This window comes from Streptomyces sp. R302, from assembly GCF_012927245.1.
In the GTDB taxonomy this organism is placed as follows: domain Bacteria; phylum Actinomycetota; class Actinomycetes; order Streptomycetales; family Streptomycetaceae; genus Streptomyces.
This window is the reverse complement of record NZ_JABBGE010000003.1, coordinates 717,813-739,025: the sequence shown is the minus strand read 5'-3', so window position 1 is coordinate 739,025 and position 21,213 is coordinate 717,813. Positions and strand designations below refer to the sequence as shown.

Here is a 21,213-nt window from a genome sequence, read left to right as displayed (position 1 = left end):
AGGCCGTGGCCGCGTTCGGGCGTGGCGAGTGCTTCGTGGAGCGGTACCTGGACAAGCCGCGGCATGTGGAGACGCAGTGCCTGGCGGACTCGCACGGCAACGTGGTGGTCGTCTCGACGCGTGACTGCTCGCTGCAGCGTCGTCACCAGAAGCTGGTGGAGGAGGCGCCGGCGCCGTTCCTGTCGGAGGCTCAGAACGCGGAGCTGTACGCGGCGTCGAAGGCGATCCTGAAGGAGGCCGGCTACGTCGGTGCCGGCACGGTCGAGTTCCTCGTGGGCCTGGACGGGACGATCTCGTTCCTGGAGGTCAACACGCGTCTGCAGGTGGAGCACCCGGTGACCGAGGAGGTCACGGGGATCGATCTGGTGCGGGAGATGTTCCGGATCGCGGACGGTGAGGAGCTCGGTTACGGCGACCCGGAGATCCGCGGTCACTCCTTCGAGTTCCGTATCAACGGCGAGGACCCGGGCCGGGGCTTCCTGCCCGCTCCGGGCACGGTCACCGTCTTCACCCCGCCGACCGGCCCCGGCGTCCGTCTGGACGCGGGTGTGGAGTCCGGCAGTGTGATCGGCCCGGCGTGGGACTCGCTGCTGGCGAAGCTGATCGTGACGGGTGCGACCCGTGAGCAGGCCCTGCAGCGCGCGGCGCGTGCGCTGGGCGAGTTCAGGGTCGAGGGGATGGCGACGGCGATCCCGTTCCACCAGGCCGTCGTGGTCGACCCGGCGTTCACCGCCGACCCGTTCCGGGTCCACACGCGGTGGATCGAGACGGAGTTCGTCAACGAGATCAAGCCCTTCGCTCCGGCCGGTGCGGACGCGGACGAGGACGAGGCGGGCCGCGAGACGATCGTGGTCGAGGTCGGCGGCAAGCGCCTGGAGGTCTCCCTCCCGTCCAGCCTGGGCATGACGCTGGCCCGGACCGGTCTGGCGGCGGGTGCGAAGCCGAAGCGGCGTGCGGCGAAGAAGTCCGGTCCGACGGCGTCGGGTGACACCCTCGCCTCGCCGATGCAGGGCACGATCGTGAAGGTCGCGGTCGAGGAGGGGCAGGAGGTCAAGGAAGGCGATCTGATCGTCGTCCTGGAGGCCATGAAGATGGAACAGCCCCTCAACGCCCACAAGTCCGGCACCGTGACCGGACTCAACGCCGAGGTCGGCGCGTCCGTCACCTCCGGCGCCGGCATCTGCGACATCAAGGCCTGACGGCCGGTCAGTCGAGTCGACAGGGAAGGGCCCGCAGGCAGCCGCCTGGGGGCCCTTCGCCGTTTCCGGCGGCAGCCGCTGTCGGCGGAACGGGCTGGGCGGCTCACTGCGTACGGGCTCGCGCCCGGGGACGTACGGGATCCGCACCCGGGGGCGTACGGGACGGTGCTCGGGGTCGTACGGGATGGTGCTCGGGGTCGTACGGCACCCGCGCCCGGGGACGTACGAGATCCGCACCCAGGGGCGTACGGAACCGTGCCCGGCGTCGTACGGAACCGCGCCCGGGGACGTACGGGATCCGCACCGGGGGTCGTACGGAACCGTGCCCGGCGTCGTACGGAACCGTGCCCGGCGTCGTACGGAACCGTGCTCGGCGTCGTACTGCCGAGCGCGGGTGTCAGCGGCGGCGGAGGTCCGCGACGCGGGCCGTGCGCTCCAGGGGTTCGGCGCCGAGGGCGCCGGGACCGGGGCCGGTGCCGGGGCCGCGGAACTGCCCCGCGGGCATCCGGCCGCCGCGCTGCACCGGCAGCGGCATCTCGCGGCGGCCCCGGACGCCCGGCGGCAGCTGCTCGGGGGCGGGGGCGGCGCTCTGGCCGGTGCCGGCCACGGCGATCTGCACGCCCTGGTCGGCGAGGGCCTGGAGTTCGGAGGCGGCGCGCTCGTCGTGCGGCGGCGGCTCGTCGGTGACCAGGCGGGTGATCACGTCCGTCGGCACCGTCTGGAACATGGTGTCGGTGCCGAGCTTGGTGTGGTCGGCGAGGACGACGACCTCGGCCGCCGCCTGCACCAGGGCCCGGTCCACGCTCGCGGAGAGCATGTTGGAGGTGGAGAGGCCGCGCTCCGCGGTGAGGCCGCTGCCGGAAAGGAAGGCGCGGGAGACCCGCAGCCCCTGGAGGGACTGCTCGGCGCCGCTGCCCACCAGGGCGTAGTTGGAGCCGCGCAGGGTGCCGCCGGTCATGACGACCTCGACGCGGTTGGCGTGCGCGAGGGCCTGGGCGACGAGCAGCGAGTTGGTGACCACGGTCAGGCCGGGGACCCGGGCGAGCCGGCGGGCCAGCTCCTGGGTGGTGGTCCCGGCGCCGACGACGATGGCCTCGCCCTCTTCGACCAGGCTCGCCGCGACGTCGGCGATGGCCGTCTTCTCCGCGGTCGCGAGATGGGATTTCTGCGGGAAGCCGGATTCTCGCGTGAATCCGCCCGGCAACACCGCACCGCCGTGCCGGCGGTCGAGGAGTCCTTCTGCCTCCAGGGCCCGTACGTCGCGGCGCACGGTCACTTCTGAGGTCTGGACGACGCGGGCGAGCTCGCGGAGCGACACGGCCCCATTGGCTCGCACCATTTCGAGGATCAACTGGCGACGTTCTGCAGCGAACACGAAACTGACAGTAACGTGCACGGCCGTTGGTTTTCAGCAGTATGCGCCGGATTGCGGAATATACACACAGGCGGGGCCCCCAAGTGGTATGGAGAGCCCCGCCTTTGATCGTTCTATGCCCCGTCTTGCCGGGGGTTGTCCGAGTCGGCGAACCGTTCCCGCAGGCGGGGAGCGTGATCGCCGGCGGCCCTACGCCTCGGCCGAGGTCTTTCGGGTGTGCAACTGCCGTGCCACTTCCGCGATCGAGCCCGACAGGGAGGGGTACACGGTGAAAGCATTTGCGATCTGTTCGACCGTCAGATTGTTGTCGACCGCGATCGAGATCGGGTGGATCAGCTCGCTCGCCCGGGGGGCGACGACACAGCCGCCGACGACGATGCCGGTGCCGGGGCGGCAGAAGATCTTGACGAAGCCGTCCCGGATGCCCTGCATCTTGGCGCGCGGGTTGCGCAGCAGCGGCAGCTTGACGACCTTGGCGTCGATCTTGCCCGCGTCGACGTCGGCCTGGGTGTAGCCGACGGTGGCGATCTCGGGGTCGGTGAAGACGTTCGAGGAGACCGTCTTCAGGTTGAGCGGGGCCACCGCGTCGCCGAGGAAGTGGTACATCGCGATCCGGCCCTGCATGGCGGCGACCGAGGCGAGCGCGAAGACACCGGTGACGTCGCCCGCCGCGTACACGCCGGGGGCGGAGGTGCGGGAGACCTTGTCGGTCCAGATGTGCCCGGAGTCCTTGAGCTTGACCCCGGCCTCCTCCAGGCCCATCCCGGCGGAGTTCGGGATCGCGCCGACGGCCATCAGGCAGTGGGTGCCGGAGATGACCCGGCCGTCCGAGAGGGTGACCTCGACCCGGTCGCCGACCCGCTTGGCGGACTCGGCGCGGGAGCGGGCCATGACGTTCATGCCGCGGCGCCGGAAGACGTCCTCCAGGACGGCGGCGGCGTCCGGGTCCTCGCCGGGCAGGACGCGGTCGCGGGAGGATACGAGCGTGACGCGGGAGCCGAGGGCCTGGTAGGCGCCGGCGAACTCGGCGCCGGTCACACCGGAACCGACCACGATGAGCTCCTCCGGGAGCTCCTTGAGGTCGTAGACCTGCGTCCAGTTCAGGATCCGCTCGCCGTCCGGCTTGGCGTCGGGCACCTCGCGCGGGTGGCCGCCGGTGGCGATCAGCACGGCGTCGGCGGTGAGCGTCTCCTCGGTGCCGTCGGCCGCGGTGACGATCACCTGGCGGGAGCCGTCCATGGCCTGCCGGCCGGAGAGCCGGCCGCGGCCGCGCAGCACGCGGGCGCCCGCCCGGGTGACGGAGGCGGTGATGTCGTGCGACTGGGCGAGCGCGAGGCGCTTCACCCGCCGGTTGACCTTGCCGAGGTCCACGCCGACGACGCGGGCGGACTGCTCGATGTGCGGGGTGTCGTCCGCGACGATGATGCCCAGCTCCTCGTAGGAGGAGTCGAAGGTGGTCATCACCTCGGCGGTGGCGATCAGGGTCTTGGAGGGGACGCAGTCGGTAAGGACGGACGCGCCGCCGAGGCCGTCGCAGTCGACGACGGTCACCTCCGCGCCGAGTTGGGCGCCCACCAGGGCCGCCTCGTATCCGCCGGGTCCGCCGCCGATGATCACGATCCGGGTCACTGGGATCTACGCCTCGCGCTCTCGTTCTGCCGGGGGTGTGCGGCCCCCATGGGGTGCAGTGCGTACGCCATTGTCCCGCACGCTTCAAGTGCGTACTCCATTGTCCCGTACGCCGCCCGGTCCCTCGCGTCGGGGCCGGAAAAAGCCCGTTCGGGGCGCCGCGGAGCACTCGTACGGCCCCCACCTCGGGGTTCGTCGACCACCCCCGTCCCTCCCGTACCCTCGGACCCATGTCGCTCTACGCCGCGTACGCCGGCAACCTCGATCCGCGGCTGATGAGCCGCCGCGCCCCGCACTCACCGCTGCGCGGCACCGGCTGGCTGAACGGCTGGCGGCTCACCTTCGGCGGGGAGCAGATGGGCTGGGAGGGGGCGCTCGCCACCCTCGTGGAGGCCCCCCGCCAGCAGGTCTTCGTGGCGCTCTACGACATCGCCCCCATGGACGAGGACTCGATGGACCGCTGGGAGGGCGTCGGCCTCGACATCTACCGGAGGATGCGGGTCCGGGTACACACCCTCGACGGCGAGGAGCCGGCCTGGGTGTACGTGCTCAACGCCTACGAGGGCGGGCTGCCCTCCGCGCGCTACCTCGGCGAGGTCGCGGACGCGGCGGAGTCGGCGGGGGCGCCGCACGACTATGTGATGGAGCTGCGCAAGCGGCCCTGCTGAGGGGCGGGCGGGTGTAGGTGGGACGCGTCGCCGGGCGCGTCGCTGGACGCCTTGCCGGGCGCGTCACCGGAAGCGTCGTCCGACGCCTCGCCGGGCGCGTCGCCGGATGCCTCGTCGGACGCGTCGCCGGATGCGTCATCGGGCGCCTCGCCGGGCGCCTCGTCGGATGCGTCATCGGGGACTTCATCCACGTTTTCGTCGGAAACGACAAGACAACGATCGCATGTCCGTCCGCGCCGTCATCTACGCGCGTAGGAATTCTCGGGCTAGGCTTCCTGGCGAATGAATTCCGTCCGGGGTGACCGCCCTCGGACCCCCTCCCCGAGGCGAGAGAGCCAGTGAACGCTACTGCCACCCCGTACGAGGCCGCCGAGGCCGCAGCCGCGCGCCTGCGCGAGCTGACCGGAGTCGAGAACCACGACGTCGCCCTGGTCATGGGCTCCGGCTGGGCGCCGGCCGTGGACGCCCTCGGCGCCCCCGAGGCCGAGTTCCCCGTGACCGAGCTCCCGGGCTTCCCGCCGCCGGCCGTCGAGGGCCACGGCGGCAAGATCCGCTCGTACAAGATCGGCGAGAAGCGCGCCCTGGTCTTCCTCGGCCGCACCCACTACTACGAGGGCCGCGGCGTCGCCTCCGTCGCCCACGGCGTCCGCACGGCCGTCGCCGCCGGTGTGAAGACCGTCGTGCTGACGAACGGCTGCGGCGGTCTGCGCGAGGGCATGCGCCCCGGCCAGCCGGTCCTCATCTCCGACCACATCAACCTGACGGCCGCGTCGCCGATCGTCGGCGCGAACTTCGTCGACCTGACGGACCTGTACTCGCCGCGGCTGCGGGCGCTGTGCAAGGAGGTCGACGAGACGCTGGAGGAGGGCGTGTACGTCCAGTTCCCCGGCCCGCACTACGAGACCCCCGCCGAGATCAACATGGTGCGGGTGCTCGGCGGCGACCTCGTCGGCATGTCCACCGTCCTGGAGGCCATCGCGGCGCGCGAGGCCGGGGCGGAGGTCCTCGGCATCTCGCTCGTGACCAACCTCGCGGCGGGGCTCTCCGGCGAGCCCCTGAACCACGAGGAGGTCCTCCAGGCGGGGCGGGACTCGGCGGCGCGGATGGGTGAACTGCTGACGCGGGTCCTGGACCGGATCTGACGCCTTCGCGGCGTGCGGCGCGGTGCGCGGGTGCGCGGTGCGCGGTGCTGTGGGGCGTAGGGCACGGGGTGCGTCGGGTGCGAGGTCAGGTGCCGGGTGCGGGGCTCGTCAGGGGCGGGCCGCTGCGCGGGGCCTCACCCCACCCCGCCCCTTCCCGAAACCAGGGGCTCCGCCCCCGGACCCCCGCGCCTCAAACGCCGGCGGGGCTGGGATGCGGGGCGCCACCACGGAACCTGCGGCTCGGACCCCGGCGGGGCTGAGATTCGGGGCTCCGCCCGGAACCCGTGACTCGGGCTCCGGGGTGGGCTGAGGTGCAGGGTTCTGCCCAGAGCCTGCGGTTCGGGCTCCGGCGGAGCTGGGTTTCGGGGCTCCGCCCGGAACCCAGGGCTCAAGCTCCAGCGGGGCCGAGGTTCGGGACTCCGCCCGGAACCCGCGACTCGGACTCCGGGCGGGGCTGAGGTTCGGGGCTTCGCCCGGAACCCGCAACTCGGACTCCGGGCGGGGCTGGGGTACAGGGCTCCACCCGGAACCTTCGGTTCGGACTCCGGCGGAGCTGGGTTTCGGGGCGCCACCCCGGAACCCGGGACTCAAGCCTTGGCGGGGCCGAGATTCGGGACTCCACCCGGAACCTGCGGTTCGGACTCCGGCGGGGCTAGGTTTCGGGACGCCACCCCGGAACCCGGGACTCAAGCTCCAGCGGGGCCGAGGTTCGGGGCTTCGCCCGGAACCTGCGACTCGGACTCCGGCGGGGCTGGGGTACGGGGCTCCCCCGGAACCTGCGACTCGGACCCCGGCGGTGCTGGGCTACAGGGCTCCACCCGGAGCCTGCGGCTCGGACCCCGGCGAGGCTGAGGTTCGGGGTTCCGCCCCGGAGCCCTCGCTTCGAACGTTGGCGGGGGCCGAGATTCGGGGCTTCGCCCCGGACCCCGGTGCCTCGAACGCCGGCGGGGCTGAAGTTCGGGGCTCCGCGCCTCGAACGTCGGCGGGGTCGGGATCGGGGCTCTGGCCCGGGCGCGGCGCCTCGGCCCGGTTCTCGTGCGGCGGAGTCGGGTGATTTCAGCCCGCCCGGCGTTTGAGGGCGCGGCCGGAGGCCGTCGGGGGGCCGGGGGCTTGCCCCCGGTTACGGGAAGGGGCGGGGTGGGGAAGGCTCCGCGCAGCGGCCCGCACCCCGCACCCCCGCAGGACGTCCACCCGCACCTCGCCGACACCCGCACCCTCACCCTCACCCGCACGTTGCTCCGCACCCGGCCCCGGACCGATACCCGCACCCGTACACCGCTCCCGCCGAACCGCACCCCGACCCCGCCCCCGTACCCGCAGCCTCAGCCCTCAGCCCTCAGCCCTCAAGCCGACCCATACCACCCGCTCTCCGAAAGGCGCATACCGTGACGCAGGACGAACTCCTTGGTCGGGCCCAGGCGTGGCTCGCCGAGGATCCCGATTCCGAGACTCGTGAGGAGCTCGGCGCGCTCCTCGACCGTGGGGACATCGACGAGCTGGCGGTCCGGTTCTCCGGGACGCTGCAGTTCGGGACCGCGGGGCTCCGCGGTGAGCTGGGCGCCGGGCCCATGCGGATGAACCGGGCCGTGGTGATCCGCGCCGCCGCCGGGCTCGCCGCGTACCTGCGGAAGAAGGGGCAGGCCGGCGGGCTGGTCGTCATCGGGTACGACGCCCGGTACAAGTCCGAGGACTTCGCCCGGGACACCGCCGCCGTGATGACCGGCGCCGGTCTGCGCGCCGCCCTGCTGCCGCGCCCGCTGCCGACGCCCGTCCTCGCGTACGCCATAAGGCACCTGGGGGCCGTCGCCGGCGTCGAGGTGACCGCCAGTCACAATCCGCCGCGCGACAACGGCTACAAGGTGTACCTCGGCGACGGCTCGCAGATCGTGCCCCCGGCCGACGCCGAGATCGCGGCCGAGATCGACGCCGTACGGGCGCTGGCCGACGTGCCGCGTCCCGAGAACGGGTGGGAGGTGCTGGGCGAGGAAGTCCTGGAGGCCTACCTGGCGCGGACCGACGCCGTGCTGACGCCGGGGTCGCCCCGTACCGCGCGGACCGTGTACACGGCGATGCACGGCGTCGGCAAGGACGTGCTGACCGCCGCCTTCGCCCGGCACGGCTTCCCGCCGCCCGCGCTCGTCGCCGCGCAGGCCGAGCCGGACCCGGCGTTCCCGACCGTGTCCTTCCCGAACCCGGAGGAGCCGGGGGCCATGGACCTGGCCTTCGAGGCGGCCCGGGCCGTGGACCCCGACATCGTCATCGCCAACGACCCGGACGCCGACCGCTGCGCCGTCGCCGTGCCGGACGCCTCCGTCGAGGGCGGCTGGCGGATGCTCCGCGGCGACGAGGTCGGCGCGCTGCTCGCCGCGCACCTCGTGCACAAGGGCGCCCGGGGCGTCTTCGCGGAGTCGATCGTGTCGTCCTCGCTGCTGGGGCGGATCGCCGAGGCCGCCGGGGTCGGGTACGAGGAGACCCTGACGGGCTTCAAGTGGATCGCCCGCGTCGACGGGCTGCGGTACGGGTACGAGGAGGCCCTCGGCTACTGCGTCGACCCGGACGGCGTCCGCGACAAGGACGGCATCACCGCCGCGCTGCTCGTCACCGAGCTGGCCTCGGAGCTGAAGGAGCGGGACCGGACGCTGACGGACCTCCTGGACGACCTGGCGGTCGCGCACGGGCTGCACGCCACGGACCAGCTGTCGGTGCGCGTGGAGGACCTGGGCATCATCGCGAACGCCATGGCGGCCCTGCGCGAGACACCGCCGGTGCGGCTCGCGGGGCTGACCGTCGTGTCGGCCGAGGACCTCACCAAGGGCACCGAGTCGCTGCCGCCCACGGACGGTCTGCGCTACCACCTGGAGGGCGACTACAAGGCCCGGGTGATCGTCCGCCCCTCCGGCACGGAGCCCAAGCTGAAGTGCTACCTGGAGGTCGTCGTCCCGGTCGCCGACGCGAGCGGGCTCGCGACCGCCCGCGCCACCGGCGCCGAGGTGCTCGGCGCGCTGAAGAAGGACCTGGCCGCGGCCGCGGGGCTCTAGGCGGTACGGCGGAGGGCCGGTACGGGGTTCCCGTACCGGCCCTCCGCCGTGTCGCCGACCTGCGCGCCACGAGACGTGCACGAGAAGCTCCCGCGAGGCGGCCTCCAGCAGTGCGCGGAAGCGGACGTAGACCGCGCGGCAGGTGGAGTGGCGCTCGTACGCCCTTCCGGAGTACCCCTCCCCCCATGGCCGCGTGCCCCGCGCGGAGCGCCGACCACGCCACCACCCTCCCGTTCTGCGCGACCGGCCGCCAGCCGCCAGCCGCACCGTCCGTCGGCTCTGAGGCCGGGATCGTCGGGCGCCGGGCCAACGGCCGGGGGCGTGCTTCACCCCGCCGTTGCCCTAGGACACCGGCGGGGTGAGAGGGACGCGGGAGGGGCTCAGCCGGTCGCGCCGAGCACCACGAGGAGGACCAGGCCGACGACGGCCGGCGCGATGACCTCGTACGCCCACCGGACCGCCGGCGCGCCCTGCGCCCCGGCCCGGCCCTGGTACCGCTCGGCCATCTCCCGCAGGTCGGCGACGTTCTGGTCGCCGGCCGCGACGCGCGCGGCGGAGTCCCGGACGTCGGCGGTCACGGAGGTACGCCCGTGGGGGTCGTCCTGGGAGGCGCGGGCGGCCTGGCGTGCCACCTTCTTCCGCTGACGCAGCGAGACGGGCATGGCCCACAGCTGGTACTTGGCGCCCCCGTGCGTGAACACCTCGCTGGAGTACCCGGCCCGGACGTCGGCGACGGAGGCCCAGGGCAGCACGATCGACCGGAACGGGTTGCGGACCCGGAGCCGGTCCTCGTTGGCGTAGACGGCGGGGCGGAGCGTGAAGGCGGTGATCAGCGGGGCGGCGAGCAGCAGCCCGGCCAGCGCCAGCCAGGGCGCCCGCCCCTCGCCGCGCAGCAGCGCGTCGCCCACGAAGACGAGCACCAGGGCGAGCAGGAAGACACCACCGGCGATCCCGAAGGAGGAACGGTAGACGCGGTCGGCGGAGGTCGGCTCGGGGTTCGACCCGGAGTTCGGCTCGGAGGGCGTGGGGCTCGTCATGCCGCCGATTCTGCCTCAGACGGCAGGGCGCGGCTCCTCCCGGGGGCTCGGCCCCGCCTCGGCCCCGCCTCAGCCCCGCCTCAGCCCCGCCTCAGCCCCGCTCAGTCACGCTCAGCCCCGCCGGACGTCGGCCAGGTCCGCGTACAGGATGATGTTGTCCGGCCGGTGCCCGTCGACGAGCTCGCCGCCGCAGGTGATCAGGCGCAGCTCGGGCCGGCGGGTGTCGCCGTACACCTTCTCCGTCGGGAAGGCGTCCTTGTCGACCTGCTCCAGTTCGCGGACCCGGAAGACCGCGACGGTGCCGTCGGCCCGGGTCACGGTGATCGTGTCGCCGACCCGGACCTTGGCGACGTCCTTCAGCACGGCGGGCCCGCGCGCGGTGTCGAAGTGCCCGATGAGCACGGCGGGCCCGGTCTCCCCGGGCGTGACGCCCTTCCCGTACCACCCGATCCGCTCGGCCTGCGCCACCGACGGCACCTCGACGGTCCCGTCCCCGTTCAGCCCGAGCTCCAGGATCCCCCGCGCGTCCACCCCGGCCGAGGGCAGCTCGACCCGCACGGGCAGCGAACGGGCGAGCGGCTTCACCGTCGCGGCGGGGGCGGGCGCCGGCGCGGACGACTCCACGATTCGGGCGGGCGGGGTGACGGCCTCCGGCGCACCCCCGGCCGAACAGCCGGCGAGACCGGCCACGAGCAGGACGGCGGCGGTGACGGTCACGCTGACGCTGACGCTACGACGGCGACGCATACGAGGCTCCGGGAGGACGGGGTCCGGCCGACCGCCGCGTGAAACGCGACGACCGGCCGGGGGGTGGGGTGGGGTGAGGTGGGGTGAAACGCTCCGAGCTCGGGTCAAGGGGCGGGGAGCGGGGTGGGGCGGGGCGATACGGGCCCGGGGGTGGCGGGCCCGTACCGGGTCAGACGCGGGCGGTGGCCGTGCGGCGGCGCATCGCCAGGAAGCCGAGTCCGGCGGCGGTCAGCGCGGCGGCACCCGCGCCGGCGGCGACCAGCGTGCCGGACCCCTCCTCGGCGGCGAGCTCGGCGCCGGCCGCGACGCCGCCCTGCGGGACGACGGACGTCTGCCCGCCCTGCGCCTGCGCGTGGGTGCCGGTTCCCGTGCCCGAGCCCGTGCCCGAGCCCGCACCCGTGCCCGTGCCCTTCGTCTGGCCGCCGGCCGGGACCTCCTCCAGGGCGCAGCCCTCGGGAAGCGCCGGGAAGGGGTGGCTGCCGCCCTTGGCGGAGCCGCCCTCGACCTTGACGTACAGCGACGGCGTGGCGCTGAAGGCGTCGTCGATCCGGGCGACGATGCCGGCGCTCGCGGGCAGCGAGAGGTGCCGGCGGTCGAGGACGCCGACGACCTTCTCGTCCCCGGCGGTGACGAGCTTCGCCTCCGGACCCTTCGTGGTCATGGTCAGCTGGGCCTTGGTCCCCGCGCCGACGGGGACGTCGATGCTCTGGGGCGGGCAGTGGTCGACCTTGCCCGCCGCCAGGTCGTACGGCTGCGGGGCGGCCTGCTTCGCGGCGCCCGGGATGTACGCGGCGAAGCTGCCGGGCGACTCCAGGACGACGACGGCCTTGCCGAAGAAGTAGACCTTGCGGTCCCCGCCCTGGAGGTAGATGAAGCCGTTCCCCTTGCCGGTGGCCGGGTCGATCGACTGGAGGCCGTAGAAGCCGTCCTTCTCGCCGACCTCGACGATCGTGCCGTCCGCGAGGCGGTAGTGGCCGACCTTGGCGTCGGCGGAGTTGCCGATCCAGTTGTGGATCGAGCCGTCGGGGTTGAGGACGAGGTACTCGCCGTTGTCCTGGCCCGCGACGGAGCGGGTCACCGCGTGGAGCTCGCCGACCTCGTGGCCGTCGCGGAAGAGGACCGCGAAGTAGTTCTGCTCCTTGAGCTTGTAGATCTTGGCGACGGTGCCGGTGAGCAGCGTCTCGGTGCGGACCAGCGTGGCGTGCTCGGGGCCCGCCTCGACGGCGGTGACCTTGCCCTCGGCGTCCAGGGTCACGGCGTATCCGGCGAAGACCCCGGTGTCCGTGGCGTCGTAGCCGCCGCCGGCCTTCAGCTCGCCCAGGACGGTGGTGCCGCGCAGGACGGTCGCGGTGTAGTACCGGTGCTGGGTTCCCTTGTCGTAGACCTTGGCGGTCAGGCCCCCGTCGAGCTCCACGGTGCGGACCAGCACGTCGGCGTCGGGCGCGGCCTCGGCGGCCGGGTCGGCGGCCGCCGGGGCGGTGGCGGCGGCAGCCGGCGTGGCGGCCTTCGCAGGAGCGGGCACGGTCGCGGTCCCGGGCGCGGCGGACTTCGCGGGAGCGGGAGCGGTCGCCGCCGCCTTCGCGGGAGCGGGCGCGGGCGCGGCCACCTTCGCGGGAGCGGGCGCGGGCGCGGCGGCCGCCGGCCCCGGAGCCGTACCGGCGGCGAACGCGCTGCCCGCCGTGAGGAGCGGCGTGGCGGCGACGCCGGCGACGAGCGCGGTGGCGAGGGCGGTGCGGAGGGCGGTGCGCATGACGACTCCCGAGAGGTTTCGGTGGTGGATGAAGAAGAGCCGCACGCCTGGCTGATGTCTCGATCGGGAAGGGCCGGTGAGTTCTCGCTGGCTGCTGAGGAAAAATCTAATGATCTTGTATGAGGGATCGATCCGCTCCATGTCACAGGCGCGTGACAGCCCTCACACCCCCGACGGCCATGACGCCGCACGAGACGCACGACACCCCTCCCCCGACGCCCTCCCCTGTACAGGTCGCTACGCGCGTAGATATGCTCGACTGGTGACCATGCCCACCACTGCATCCGCAGCAGCAGCTTTCGCCGACGTGACCGCGTCCGAGAGCACGCTGCGCCGCTTCCTCCACGGGCTGCCCGGCGTCGACGCCGTGGGCCTGGAGGCGCGCGCCGCGTCCCTCGGCACCCGTTCGATCAAGACCACGTCCAAGGCGTACGCCATCGACCTGGCCATCTCCATGATCGACCTGACGACGCTCGAAGGCGCGGACACCCCGGGCAAGGTCCGGGCCCTCGCCGCCAAGGCCGTCCACCCCGATCCGACCGACCGCACGACCCCGACGACCGCCGCCGTCTGCGTCTACCCCGACATGGTGGCCACCGCCAAGGCCGCCCTCGCGGGCTCGGACGTCAAGGTCGCCTCGGTCGCCACCGCCTTCCCGGCCGGCCGCGCCGCCCTCCCCGTGAAGCTGGCCGACACCGCCGACGCGATCGCCGCCGGCGCGGACGAGATCGACATGGTCATCGACCGCGGCGCCTTCCTCGCCGGCCGGTACCTGGAGGTCTTCGAGCAGATCGCCGCGATCAAGGCCCAGTGCGGCGACCGCGCCCGGCTCAAGGTGATCTTCGAGACCGGCGAGCTGTCCACGTACGACAACATCCGCCGCGCCTCCTGGCTCGGGATGATGGCCGGCGCCGACTTCATCAAGACCTCGACCGGCAAGGTCGCGGTCAACGCCACCCCGGCGAACACCCTGCTCATGCTGGAGGCGGTGCGCGACTTCCGCGCGCAGACCGGCGTGCAGATCGGCGTGAAGCCGGCCGGCGGCATCCGCAACACCAAGGAAGCCATCAAGTTCCTGGTGCTGGTCAACGAGACGGCCGGCCCGGACTGGCTGGACAACCACTGGTTCCGGTTCGGCGCCTCCAGCCTGCTCAACGACCTGCTGATGCAGCGCCAGAAGATGGCCACCGGCCACTACTCCGGCCCCGATTACGTGACGGTGGACTGATCGACATGACCTCCCCCTTCGAGTACGCCCCCGCGCCCGAGTCGCGCGCGGTCGTCGACATCGCCCCGAGCTACGGCCTGTTCATCGACGGCGAGTTCACCGACGCGGCCGACGGCAAGGTCTTCAAGACCGTCTCCCCCTCCACCGAGGAGGTCCTCTCCGAGATCGCCCAGGCGGGCGAGGCGGACGTGGACCGCGCGGTGAGGGCAGCCCGCAAGGCCTTCGAGAAGTGGTCGGCGCTGCCCGGCTCCGAGCGCGCCAAGTACCTCTTCCGGATCGCCCGGATCATCCAGGAGCGCAGCCGCGAGCTGGCCGTCCTGGAGACCCTGGACAACGGCAAGCCGATCAAGGAGACCCGCGACGCGGACCTCCCGCTGGTCGCCGCGCACTTCTTCTACTACGCGGGCTGGGCCGACAAGCTCGACCACGCGGGCCACGGCCCGAACCCGCGCCCGCTGGGCGTGGCCGGCCAGGTCATCCCCTGGAACTTCCCCCTCCTCATGCTGGCGTGGAAGATCGCCCCGGCGCTGGCGACCGGCAACACGGTCGTCCTGAAGCCCGCCGAGACGACCCCGCTCTCCGCCCTGTTCTTCGCGGACATCTGCCGCCAGGCGGGCCTGCCGAAGGGCGTCGTCAACATCCTCCCGGGGTACGGCGACACCGGCGCCGCCCTGGTCGCGCACCCGGACGTGAACAAGGTCGCCTTCACCGGCTCGACGGCCGTCGGCAAGGCCATCGCGCGCTCGGTCGCCGGCACCGACAAGAAGGTCACCCTGGAGCTGGGCGGCAAGGGCGCCAACATCGTCTTCGACGACGCCCCCATCGACCAGGCCGTCGAGGGCATCGTCAACGGCATCTTCTTCAACCAGGGCCAGGTCTGCTGCGCGGGCTCCCGCCTCCTGGTCCAGGAGTCGATCCAGGACGAGCTCCTGGACAGCCTCAAGCGCCGTCTGTCGACGCTCCGCCTCGGCGACCCGCTCGACAAGAACACCGACATCGGCGCCATCAACTCCGAGGAGCAGCTCTCCCGCATCACCTCGCTGGTGGAGCAGGGCGAGGCGGAGGGCGCCGAGCGCTGGACCGCCGCCTGCGACCTCCCGGAGGCGGGCTACTGGTTCGCCCCGACGCTCTTCACGAACGTCACCCAGGCGCACACCATCGCCCGCGACGAGGTCTTCGGCCCGGTCCTCTCGGTCCTCACCTTCCGCACCCCGGACGAGGCCGTCGCCAAGGCCAACAACAGCCAGTACGGCCTCTCCGCCGGCATCTGGACGGAGAAGGGCTCCCGCATCCTCGCGGTCGCGAACAAGCTCCGCGCCGGTGTCGTCTGGGCCAACACGTTCAACAAGTTCGACCCGACCTCGCCGTTCGGCGGCTACAAGGAGTCGGGCTTCGGCCGCGAGGGCGGCCGCCACGGTCTGGAGGCCTACCTCGATGTCTGAGAAGTCCGAGCAGAACCGTCTGGGCGTCTTCAAGACCTACAAGCTGTACGTCGGGGGCAAGTTCCCCCGCTCCGAGAGCGGCCGGGTGTACGAGGTGACCGACTCCAAGGGCAACTGGCTGGCGAACGCCCCGCTGTCCTCCCGCAAGGACGCCCGTGACGCGGTCGTCGCCGCCCGCAAGGCGCAGGGCGGCTGGGCGGGCGCGACCGCCTACCTCCGCGGCCAGATCCTCTACCGCGTCGCCGAGATGCTGGAGGGCCGCCGGGACCAGTTCGTCCGCGAGGTCGCCGAGGCCGAGGGCCTGTCGAAGTCGAAGGCGGCGGCCCAGGTGGACGCGGCGATCGACCGCTGGGTCTGGTACGCGGGCTGGACCGACAAGATCGCCCAGGTGGTCGGCGGCGCCAACCCGGTCGCGGGCCCCTTCTTCAACCTCTCCACCCCGGAGCCGACCGGCGTCGTCACCGTGCTCGCCCCCCAGGAGTCGTCCTTCCTGGGCCTGGTCTCGGTGATCGCCCCGGTCATCGCGACGGGCAACACCGCGGTCGTCATCGCCTCGGAGAAGGCCCCGCTCCCCGCCCTCTCCCTCGGCGAGGTCCTGGCCACCTCCGACCTCCCCGGCGGCGTGGTCAACATCCTCTCCGGCAAGGCCTCCGAGATGGGCCCGCACCTCGCGGCCCACCTGGACGTCAACGCGATCGACCTGACGGGCGCGGACGCCGACCTGGCCCGCGACCTGGAGATCGCGGCGGCGGCGAACCTGAAGCGCGTCCTGCGCCCCCGTACCGAGGACTTCGCCGAGTCCCCGGGCACGGACCGCATGACCGCCTTCCTGGAGACGAAGACCGTCTGGCACCCCACGGGCTCGCTGGGCGCGAGCGGCTCCTCGTACTAGGCGGGGTCGGGGTACGGAACGGCCCCCGGGCAGCAGCACTGCCCGGGGGCCGTCCGGCATGCCCGGGGCCGTCCGGCATGCCGCGTTACGGCAGCAGTTTCTGCGTCAGCGGACCGGCGACCGGCAGGTCGGCCACCGCCCCGCCGTCCGTGACGTGGCCGGTCACCAGGTCGGTGCCGACCGGCTTGAAGTCGGCGACCTGGGTGCCGATGCCGTTGGCGAGCGGGTCGACGCCGGTCTTGGCCAGCGGGTCCAGCTGGAGCCGGGTCAGCGGGCCGACCCCGTGGGTGACGCCGGTCAGCGCGCCCGCGCCGGCCGCGCCGGCGTCCGTGCGGGTCAGCGAGTCCACCGGCAGCGGCACGGCGGCGCCCGGCACGGCCTGGGCGGCCGCGGCCGCCCCGAGGACGGCGGCGCCGGCCGCGGTGACGCCGAGGCCTGCCTTGAACAGGAGACCGCGACGGGGGTCCTTCGGCTCTGCGTGACGCGCCATGGGGTTCCTTCCAAGGGGTGAGCGGGCGGCCACCGACAGTAGTGGAGGTGTGATGCTCGATACCAACGGCCCTCCTCGGTGGTCCCCTGGACGGGGTAATGCCTCACACTGGTGTTCCGTGAGTTCCCAACCGATCCCGACCCGGGTCGTCCTGCTGACGGGCCCCTCCGGCTCCGGCAAGTCGTCCCTCGCCGCCGTCACCGGCCTCCCGGTCCTGCGCCTCGACGATTTCTACAAGGAGGCCGACGACCCGTCGCTCCCGCTCGTCGAAGGCAGCGGTGACATCGACTGGGACTCCCCACGCTCGTGGGACGCGGACACCGCCGTCGCCGCGATCGTCGAACTGTGCCGCTCGGGCCGCACCGACGTCCCGGTGTACGACATCGCCAGCAGCTCCCGCACCGGCAGCGACCGCCTCGACATCGGGCGGACCCCGCTCTTCGTCGCCGAGGGCATCTTCGCCGCCGAGATCGTCACCCGCTGCCGCGAGCTCGACGTGCTCGCCGACGCGCTCTGCCTGCGCGGCCGCCCGTCCACCACCTTCCGCCGCCGTCTCCTGCGCGACCTGCGGGAGGGCCGGAAGTCGGTCCCGATGCTGCTGCGCCGCGGCTGGCGCCTGATGCGCGCCGAGCGGGCCATCGTCGCCCGGCAGACCGCGCTCGGCGCCCACCCGTGCGCCAAACCCGAGGCCCTCGGCCGACTCGCCGCCGCGGCGGCCGGCCGGCACCGGACCCCGGCGACCAGCACCCCGTGACACGACGGAGCGGGCCGTACGAGACCCCCCGGACTCGTACGACCCGCTTCGCTTCTTCCTCAGGCCCCGTCTTCCCCCGTGGGGCCTCCCCCGTGCTTCCCCCGTGTCCCCCCGATCCTCAGGCGACCAGCTCGCCGAAGGACTCCTCCTGGTCACGGCCGAAGCTCAGCACCTCGTCCTCGCGCAGCCGCCGCAGCGACCGCCAGATGCTCGACTTCACCGTGCCGACACTGATGTCCAGGATCTCCGCGATCTCCGGATCGGTCCGGCCCTCGTAGTAGCGCAGCACCAGCATGGTCCGCTGGAGCTCGGGCAGCCGGGCCAGCGCCTGCCACAGCACCGCGCGCAGCTCGGTGCCGCGCATCGCGTCCGTCTCGCCGACCGTCTCCGGCAGCTCCTCGGTCGGGTACTCGTTGACCTTGCGCCGGCGCCAGGCGCTGATGTGCAGGTTGGTCATGGTGCGACGCAGGTATCCGCCGACGGCGGCCTTGTCGCTGATCCGGTCCCAGGCGCGGTACGTGGAGAACAGCGCGCTCTGGAGCAGGTCCTCGGCCTCGAAACGGTCACCGGTCAGGTGGTAGGCGGTGGCGTACAGGGAGGCCCGGCGCTCCTGGACGTAGGCCGTGAACTCGGCCTCCGACCCGGAACGCTCCCCCGTGGCCTCCCCGTACACCGCTCCCCCGTCAGCGACGGCGACCATGTACGGCGCCTTGCGCTGACGCCCGACGGTACGAACGCACCCCCGTCCGTTCACACCCCCGGACTTCTCGGTGCTCCGCACGACGTCGTGGAGCCGCGTGACGACTGCGCTGGAGGTGGTGCTGTGCAGTGCGTTCATCTCGCGCCCCCCTGTCGGTTGGAGTCTGTGTTTCGGTCCGTGTGCCAAGAAGCTTGCCCGGCGGACTTCATGGCGTTGTCCGCCGACTGTCACAGACGTGTCACAGGGGCGGTCGAGGAAGCGCGCCTCCGGGCGGTCGAACTCGGACGGCTCATGAGCCAGAATGACGTCCGTGCCTTTTCTGTTGCTGATCGAGGACGACGACGCCATCCGCACGGCCCTCGAACTCTCCCTGTCCCGGCAGGGCCACCGGGTGGCCACCGCCGCGTCGGGCGAGGACGGCCTGCAGTTGCTCAAGGAGCAGCGGCCCGACCTGGTCGTGCTCGACGTCATGCTGCCCGGCATCGACGGCTTCGAGGTGTGCCGGCGGATCCGCCGCACCGACCAGCTGCCGATCATCCTGCTCACCGCGCGCAGCGATGACATCGACGTCGTCGTGGGCCTGGAGTCGGGCGCCGACGACTACGTGGTGAAGCCGGTGCAGGGGCGGGTCCTCGACGCCCGGATCCGGGCGGTGCTGCGGCGCGGCGAGCGGGAGTCGACGGATTCGGCGAGCTTCGGTTCGCTGGTGATCGACCGGGCCGCGATGACGGTGACGAAGAACGGCCAGGACCTGCAGCTGACCCCGACCGAGCTGCGGCTGCTGCTCGAACTGAGCCGGCGGCCCGGACAGGCGCTGTCCCGGCAGCAGTTGCTGCGGCTCGTGTGGGAGCACGACTACCTGGGCGACTCGCGTCTGGTGGACGCGTGCGTGCAGCGGCTGCGGGCGAAGGTGGAGGACGTGCCGTCCTCGCCGACCCTGATCCGTACCGTGCGCGGTGTCGGCTACCGGCTGGACGTCCCTGCGTGACCCGGGGGAACAGGGGGGTCTTCGCGCGGCTGCGGCTGTCCAGTCTGCGCCTGCGCCTCGTCGTGGTGTTCGCGCTCGTGGCGCTGACGGCGGCCGTGTCGGCCTCGGGGATCGCGTACTGGCTGAACCGGGAGGCGGTCCTCGGGCGTACCCAGGACAGCGCGCTGAACGGCTTCCGGCAGGAGATGCAGAACCGGGTGGCGACGCTGCCGCTGCGGCCGAACCAGGAGGATCTGCGGCGCACCGCCGAGGAGATGACGGCGGGCAGCGCCGGCTACCAGGTGCTGCTGCTCGGCGAGCGGGCCGCGGGCAAGCCGATCGTGGTCGCCTCGGACCCGGACGTGTTCACGCTGGCCGACGTGCCGGTGTCGCTGCGGGAGGCGGTGGACACGCGGCGCCCGGTGACGGACGCGAACCCGTATCCGTACCACCTGTTCTGGCAGCGGATCGAGCGGGGCGGGACGCCGTACCTGGTGGGCGGGACGCGGATCGACGGCGGCGGGCCCGCCGGATACCTGTTCAAGTCGCTGGCGGCGGAGAAGGCGGACCTCGACTCGCTGGCGTGGTCGCTGGGGATCGCGACCGGGCTCGCGGTGATCGGTTCGGTGCTGCTCGCGCAGGTGGCGGCGACGACCGTGCTGCGGCCGGTGCGCAGGCTCGGCGAGGCGGCCCGGCAGCTCGGCGAGGGCAAGCTGGACACCCGGCTCCGGGTCTCCGGCGCGGACGAACTGTCCGATCTGTCGCGGACGTTCAACAGCGCGGCGGAGAACCTGCAGAAGAAGGTGGCGGACATGAGCGCCCGGGAGGAGTCCTCCCGGCGGTTCGTCGCGGACATGTCGCACGAGCTGCGGACGCCGCTGACCGCGCTGACGGCGGTGACGGAGGTCCTGGAGGACGAGCAGGACGACCTGGACCCGATGATCGCCCCGGCGGTGGCGCTGGTGGTGTCCGAGACCCGGCGGCTCAACAACCTGGTGGAGAACCTGATGGAGGTGACCCGCTTCGACGCGGGCACCGCCCGGCTGGTCCTGGACGACGTGGACATCGCCGACCAGATCACCGCGTGCATCGACGCGCGGGCCTGGCTGGACGCGGTGGACCTGGACGCGGAGCGCGGCATCGTGGTGCCGCTCGACCCCCGGCGCCTGGACGTGATCCTGGCGAACCTGATCGGGAACGCGCTGAAGCACGGCGGCTCGCCGGTGCGGGTGTCGGTGCGCACGGACGACCACGAGCTGGTCATCACGGTGCGCGACCACGGGCCCGGCATCCCCGAGGAGGTGCTGCCGCACGTCTTCGACCGCTTCTACAAGGCGAGCGCCCAGCGACCCCGGTCGGACGGCTCCGGCCTCGGCCTGTCGATCGCCATGGAGAACGCGCTCATCCACGGTGGGACGATCTCCGCCGCCAACTCGGTGGGCGCGGACGGCGCCGTGGACGGCGCGGTGTTCACGCTGCGGCTGCCCCGGGACGCGTCGGCGGCCGACCGCACGGGAGACACCGGGCCCCGGCCGGGCGAAGGAGTGGACGAGTGAGGGCGCGTACGACGCTGCCGGCGGTGGCGCTCGCGCTGCTGACGCTGCCGGTCACGGGGTGCGGGATCCGGACGACGTCGGTGCCGGTGGACGCGGGCGCCGCCCCGTCCCGGGTGCCGTGCAACGTGGCGGAGGCGGCGGCGCCCGCGACGGGGGTGCCGGTGCGGGCCTTCCTGGTGTGCGGTTCGCAGCTGGAGCCGGTGGACCGCAGGTCGCCGCAGCCGGAGGACAAGGCGAGCGGCGATCCGGTGCGGATGGCGTCGGCGCTGCTCGCGCAGCTCCTCGCGGAGCCCACGGACGCGGAGCGGCAGGCCGGTTTCAGCACGGCGGTACGGGCTCCGCTGTCGGTGGCGGGCGGCCGTGCGGGCGATCCGGAGGGGACGCTGCGGCTGAGCCGGCAGCCGGAGGACCTGGCGCCGGCGGCGCTGTCGCAGCTGGTGTGCACCTTCGCGGAGAGTTCGGCGGGCGTGGGCGGGCACACGGTGCTCCTCGCGGGCCCGGGGGCGTACCCGCCGAAGCGCTACCGCTGTACGGCGGAGCTGCGGGAGCGGCCGGAGTCGGCCCCGCCGACGGCGCCCGCGCCGACGCCGGCGGGCTGA

18 protein-coding genes are annotated in these 21,213 nt (G+C 73.0%); 11 read left to right on the top strand and 7 right to left on the bottom strand.

Translation table 11 applies throughout. The annotated features are described in order from the left end of the window. Window positions 1–1,199: biotin/lipoyl-containing protein (locus HHL19_RS13215; RefSeq protein ID WP_169088912.1), on the top strand; the 1,199-nt coding region annotated here is incomplete at its 5' end. Window positions 1,200–1,596: 397 nt separating this feature from the next. On the opposite strand, the gene HHL19_RS13210 is transcribed toward HHL19_RS13215, so the two are convergent. Continuing rightward, window positions 1,597–2,574 (bottom strand): DeoR/GlpR family DNA-binding transcription regulator, encoded by a 978-nt coding sequence (locus HHL19_RS13210; RefSeq protein WP_169088910.1) that lies wholly within the window; start codon window positions 2,572–2,574, stop codon window positions 1,597–1,599. Window positions 2,575–2,763: 189 nt separating this feature from the next. Then, on the bottom strand, window positions 2,764–4,203 hold the full coding sequence (locus HHL19_RS13205) for an NAD(P)H-quinone dehydrogenase (RefSeq protein ID WP_169088908.1): 1,440 nt from the start codon (window positions 4,201–4,203) through the stop codon (window positions 2,764–2,766). Between the two features lie 230 nt (window positions 4,204–4,433). Here HHL19_RS13205 and HHL19_RS13200 point away from each other — a divergent pair, with 230 nt between their 5' ends. The 3 genes from HHL19_RS13200 (at window position 4,434) to HHL19_RS13190 (ending at window position 9,051) form a co-directional block, all read left to right on the top strand. Further along, on the top strand, window positions 4,434–4,871 hold the full coding sequence (locus tag HHL19_RS13200; RefSeq protein WP_169088906.1) for a gamma-glutamylcyclotransferase: 438 nt from the start codon (window positions 4,434–4,436) through the stop codon (window positions 4,869–4,871). Window positions 4,872–5,209: 338 nt separating this feature from the next. Next, window positions 5,210–6,013: a purine-nucleoside phosphorylase gene (locus tag HHL19_RS13195; protein WP_169088904.1), complete on the top strand. Its 804-nt coding sequence runs from the start codon at window positions 5,210–5,212 to the stop codon at window positions 6,011–6,013. 1,385 nt (window positions 6,014–7,398) lie between these two features. Beyond that, the gene (locus HHL19_RS13190; RefSeq protein WP_169088902.1) at window positions 7,399–9,051 is read left to right on the top strand and encodes a phospho-sugar mutase; all 1,653 of its coding nucleotides are present in this window, start codon (window positions 7,399–7,401) and stop codon (window positions 9,049–9,051) included. A gap of 380 nt (window positions 9,052–9,431) precedes the next feature. Here HHL19_RS13190 and HHL19_RS13185 read toward each other — a convergent pair whose 3' ends face one another. The 3 genes from HHL19_RS13185 to HHL19_RS36770 form a co-directional block, all read right to left on the bottom strand. After that, window positions 9,432–10,088 carry a PH domain-containing protein gene (locus HHL19_RS13185; RefSeq protein WP_169088900.1) on the bottom strand — a complete coding sequence of 219 codons (657 nt, stop codon included), beginning with the start codon at window positions 10,086–10,088 and terminating at the stop codon, window positions 9,432–9,434. A 111-nt stretch (window positions 10,089–10,199) separates the two neighbouring features. Next, the gene (locus HHL19_RS13180) at window positions 10,200–10,835 is read right to left on the bottom strand and encodes a class F sortase (protein WP_169088898.1); all 636 of its coding nucleotides are present in this window, start codon (window positions 10,833–10,835) and stop codon (window positions 10,200–10,202) included. Between the two features lie 169 nt (window positions 10,836–11,004). Then, window positions 11,005–12,585: a hypothetical protein gene (locus HHL19_RS36770; protein WP_206324761.1), complete on the bottom strand. Its 1,581-nt coding sequence runs from the start codon at window positions 12,583–12,585 to the stop codon at window positions 11,005–11,007. A 268-nt stretch (window positions 12,586–12,853) separates the two neighbouring features. Between HHL19_RS36770 and deoC the strand changes: the two genes are divergently transcribed. The 3 genes from deoC to HHL19_RS13160 are packed head-to-tail and all read left to right on the top strand — an operon-like array spanning window position 12,854 to window position 16,147. Then, window positions 12,854–13,813: a deoxyribose-phosphate aldolase gene (gene deoC, locus HHL19_RS13170; protein ID WP_169088896.1), complete on the top strand. Its 960-nt coding sequence runs from the start codon at window positions 12,854–12,856 to the stop codon at window positions 13,811–13,813. Window positions 13,814–13,818: 5 nt separating this feature from the next. Next, the gene (locus HHL19_RS13165; protein ID WP_169088894.1) at window positions 13,819–15,255 is read left to right on the top strand and encodes an aldehyde dehydrogenase family protein; all 1,437 of its coding nucleotides are present in this window, start codon (window positions 13,819–13,821) and stop codon (window positions 15,253–15,255) included. After that, on the top strand, window positions 15,248–16,147 hold the full coding sequence (locus tag HHL19_RS13160; RefSeq protein ID WP_169088892.1) for an aldehyde dehydrogenase family protein: 900 nt from the start codon (window positions 15,248–15,250) through the stop codon (window positions 16,145–16,147). Before HHL19_RS13165 ends, HHL19_RS13160 begins: the two co-directional genes overlap by 8 nt. Before the next feature lie 85 nt (window positions 16,148–16,232). Here HHL19_RS13160 and HHL19_RS13155 read toward each other — a convergent pair whose 3' ends face one another. Beyond that, window positions 16,233–16,637 carry a hypothetical protein gene (locus HHL19_RS13155; RefSeq protein WP_169088890.1) on the bottom strand — a complete coding sequence of 135 codons (405 nt, stop codon included), beginning with the start codon at window positions 16,635–16,637 and terminating at the stop codon, window positions 16,233–16,235. A gap of 52 nt (window positions 16,638–16,689) precedes the next feature. On the opposite strand from HHL19_RS13155, the gene HHL19_RS13150 reads away from it, so the two are divergent. Continuing rightward, window positions 16,690–17,391 (top strand): ATP-binding protein, encoded by a 702-nt coding sequence (locus tag HHL19_RS13150; RefSeq protein ID WP_169088888.1) that lies wholly within the window; start codon window positions 16,690–16,692, stop codon window positions 17,389–17,391. A gap of 118 nt (window positions 17,392–17,509) precedes the next feature. Here the strand turns inward: HHL19_RS13150 and HHL19_RS13145 are convergent, their stop codons facing one another. After that, the gene (locus tag HHL19_RS13145; protein ID WP_169088886.1) at window positions 17,510–18,229 is read right to left on the bottom strand and encodes a SigE family RNA polymerase sigma factor; all 720 of its coding nucleotides are present in this window, start codon (window positions 18,227–18,229) and stop codon (window positions 17,510–17,512) included. A 172-nt stretch (window positions 18,230–18,401) separates the two neighbouring features. On the opposite strand from HHL19_RS13145, the gene afsQ1 reads away from it, so the two are divergent. Genes afsQ1 through HHL19_RS13130 form a run of 3 tightly spaced genes read left to right on the top strand, consistent with a single transcriptional unit; the run spans window position 18,402 to window position 21,213 of the window. Next, window positions 18,402–19,079, top strand: coding sequence for a two-component system response regulator AfsQ1 (afsQ1, locus tag HHL19_RS13140; protein ID WP_346768298.1), 678 nt, complete (start codon window positions 18,402–18,404; stop codon window positions 19,077–19,079). After that, window positions 19,076–20,614 (top strand): HAMP domain-containing sensor histidine kinase, encoded by a 1,539-nt coding sequence (locus HHL19_RS13135; RefSeq protein WP_169088882.1) that lies wholly within the window; start codon window positions 19,076–19,078, stop codon window positions 20,612–20,614. The genes afsQ1 and HHL19_RS13135 overlap by 4 nt, the downstream gene beginning before the upstream one ends. Next, complete coding sequence (locus tag HHL19_RS13130) at window positions 20,611–21,213, top strand: hypothetical protein (protein WP_169088880.1); 603 nt, start codon at window positions 20,611–20,613, stop codon at window positions 21,211–21,213. Before HHL19_RS13135 ends, HHL19_RS13130 begins: the two co-directional genes overlap by 4 nt.

Excerpts from the sequence above, each read along its gene's own strand:
- HHL19_RS13165 (WP_169088894.1), top strand. The coding sequence starts at position 13,819 with ATGACCTCCCCCTTCGAGTACGCCCCCGCGCCCGAGTCGCGCGCGGTC.
- HHL19_RS13150 (WP_169088888.1), top strand. The coding sequence starts at position 16,690 with ATGCTCGATACCAACGGCCCTCCTCGGTGGTCCCCTGGACGGGGTAAT.
- HHL19_RS13145 (WP_169088886.1), bottom strand. The coding sequence starts at position 18,229 with ATGAACGCACTGCACAGCACCACCTCCAGCGCAGTCGTCACGCGGCTC.
- deoC (WP_169088896.1), top strand. The coding sequence starts at position 12,854 with ATGCCCACCACTGCATCCGCAGCAGCAGCTTTCGCCGACGTGACCGCG.
- HHL19_RS13185 (WP_169088900.1), bottom strand. The coding sequence starts at position 10,088 with ATGACGAGCCCCACGCCCTCCGAGCCGAACTCCGGGTCGAACCCCGAG.
- HHL19_RS13160 (WP_169088892.1), top strand. The coding sequence starts at position 15,248 with ATGTCTGAGAAGTCCGAGCAGAACCGTCTGGGCGTCTTCAAGACCTAC.
- HHL19_RS13180 (WP_169088898.1), bottom strand. The coding sequence starts at position 10,835 with ATGCGTCGCCGTCGTAGCGTCAGCGTCAGCGTGACCGTCACCGCCGCC.
- HHL19_RS13200 (WP_169088906.1), top strand. The coding sequence starts at position 4,434 with ATGTCGCTCTACGCCGCGTACGCCGGCAACCTCGATCCGCGGCTGATG.
- HHL19_RS36770 (WP_206324761.1), bottom strand. The coding sequence starts at position 12,585 with ATGCGCACCGCCCTCCGCACCGCCCTCGCCACCGCGCTCGTCGCCGGC.
- HHL19_RS13155 (WP_169088890.1), bottom strand. The coding sequence starts at position 16,637 with ATGGCGCGTCACGCAGAGCCGAAGGACCCCCGTCGCGGTCTCCTGTTC.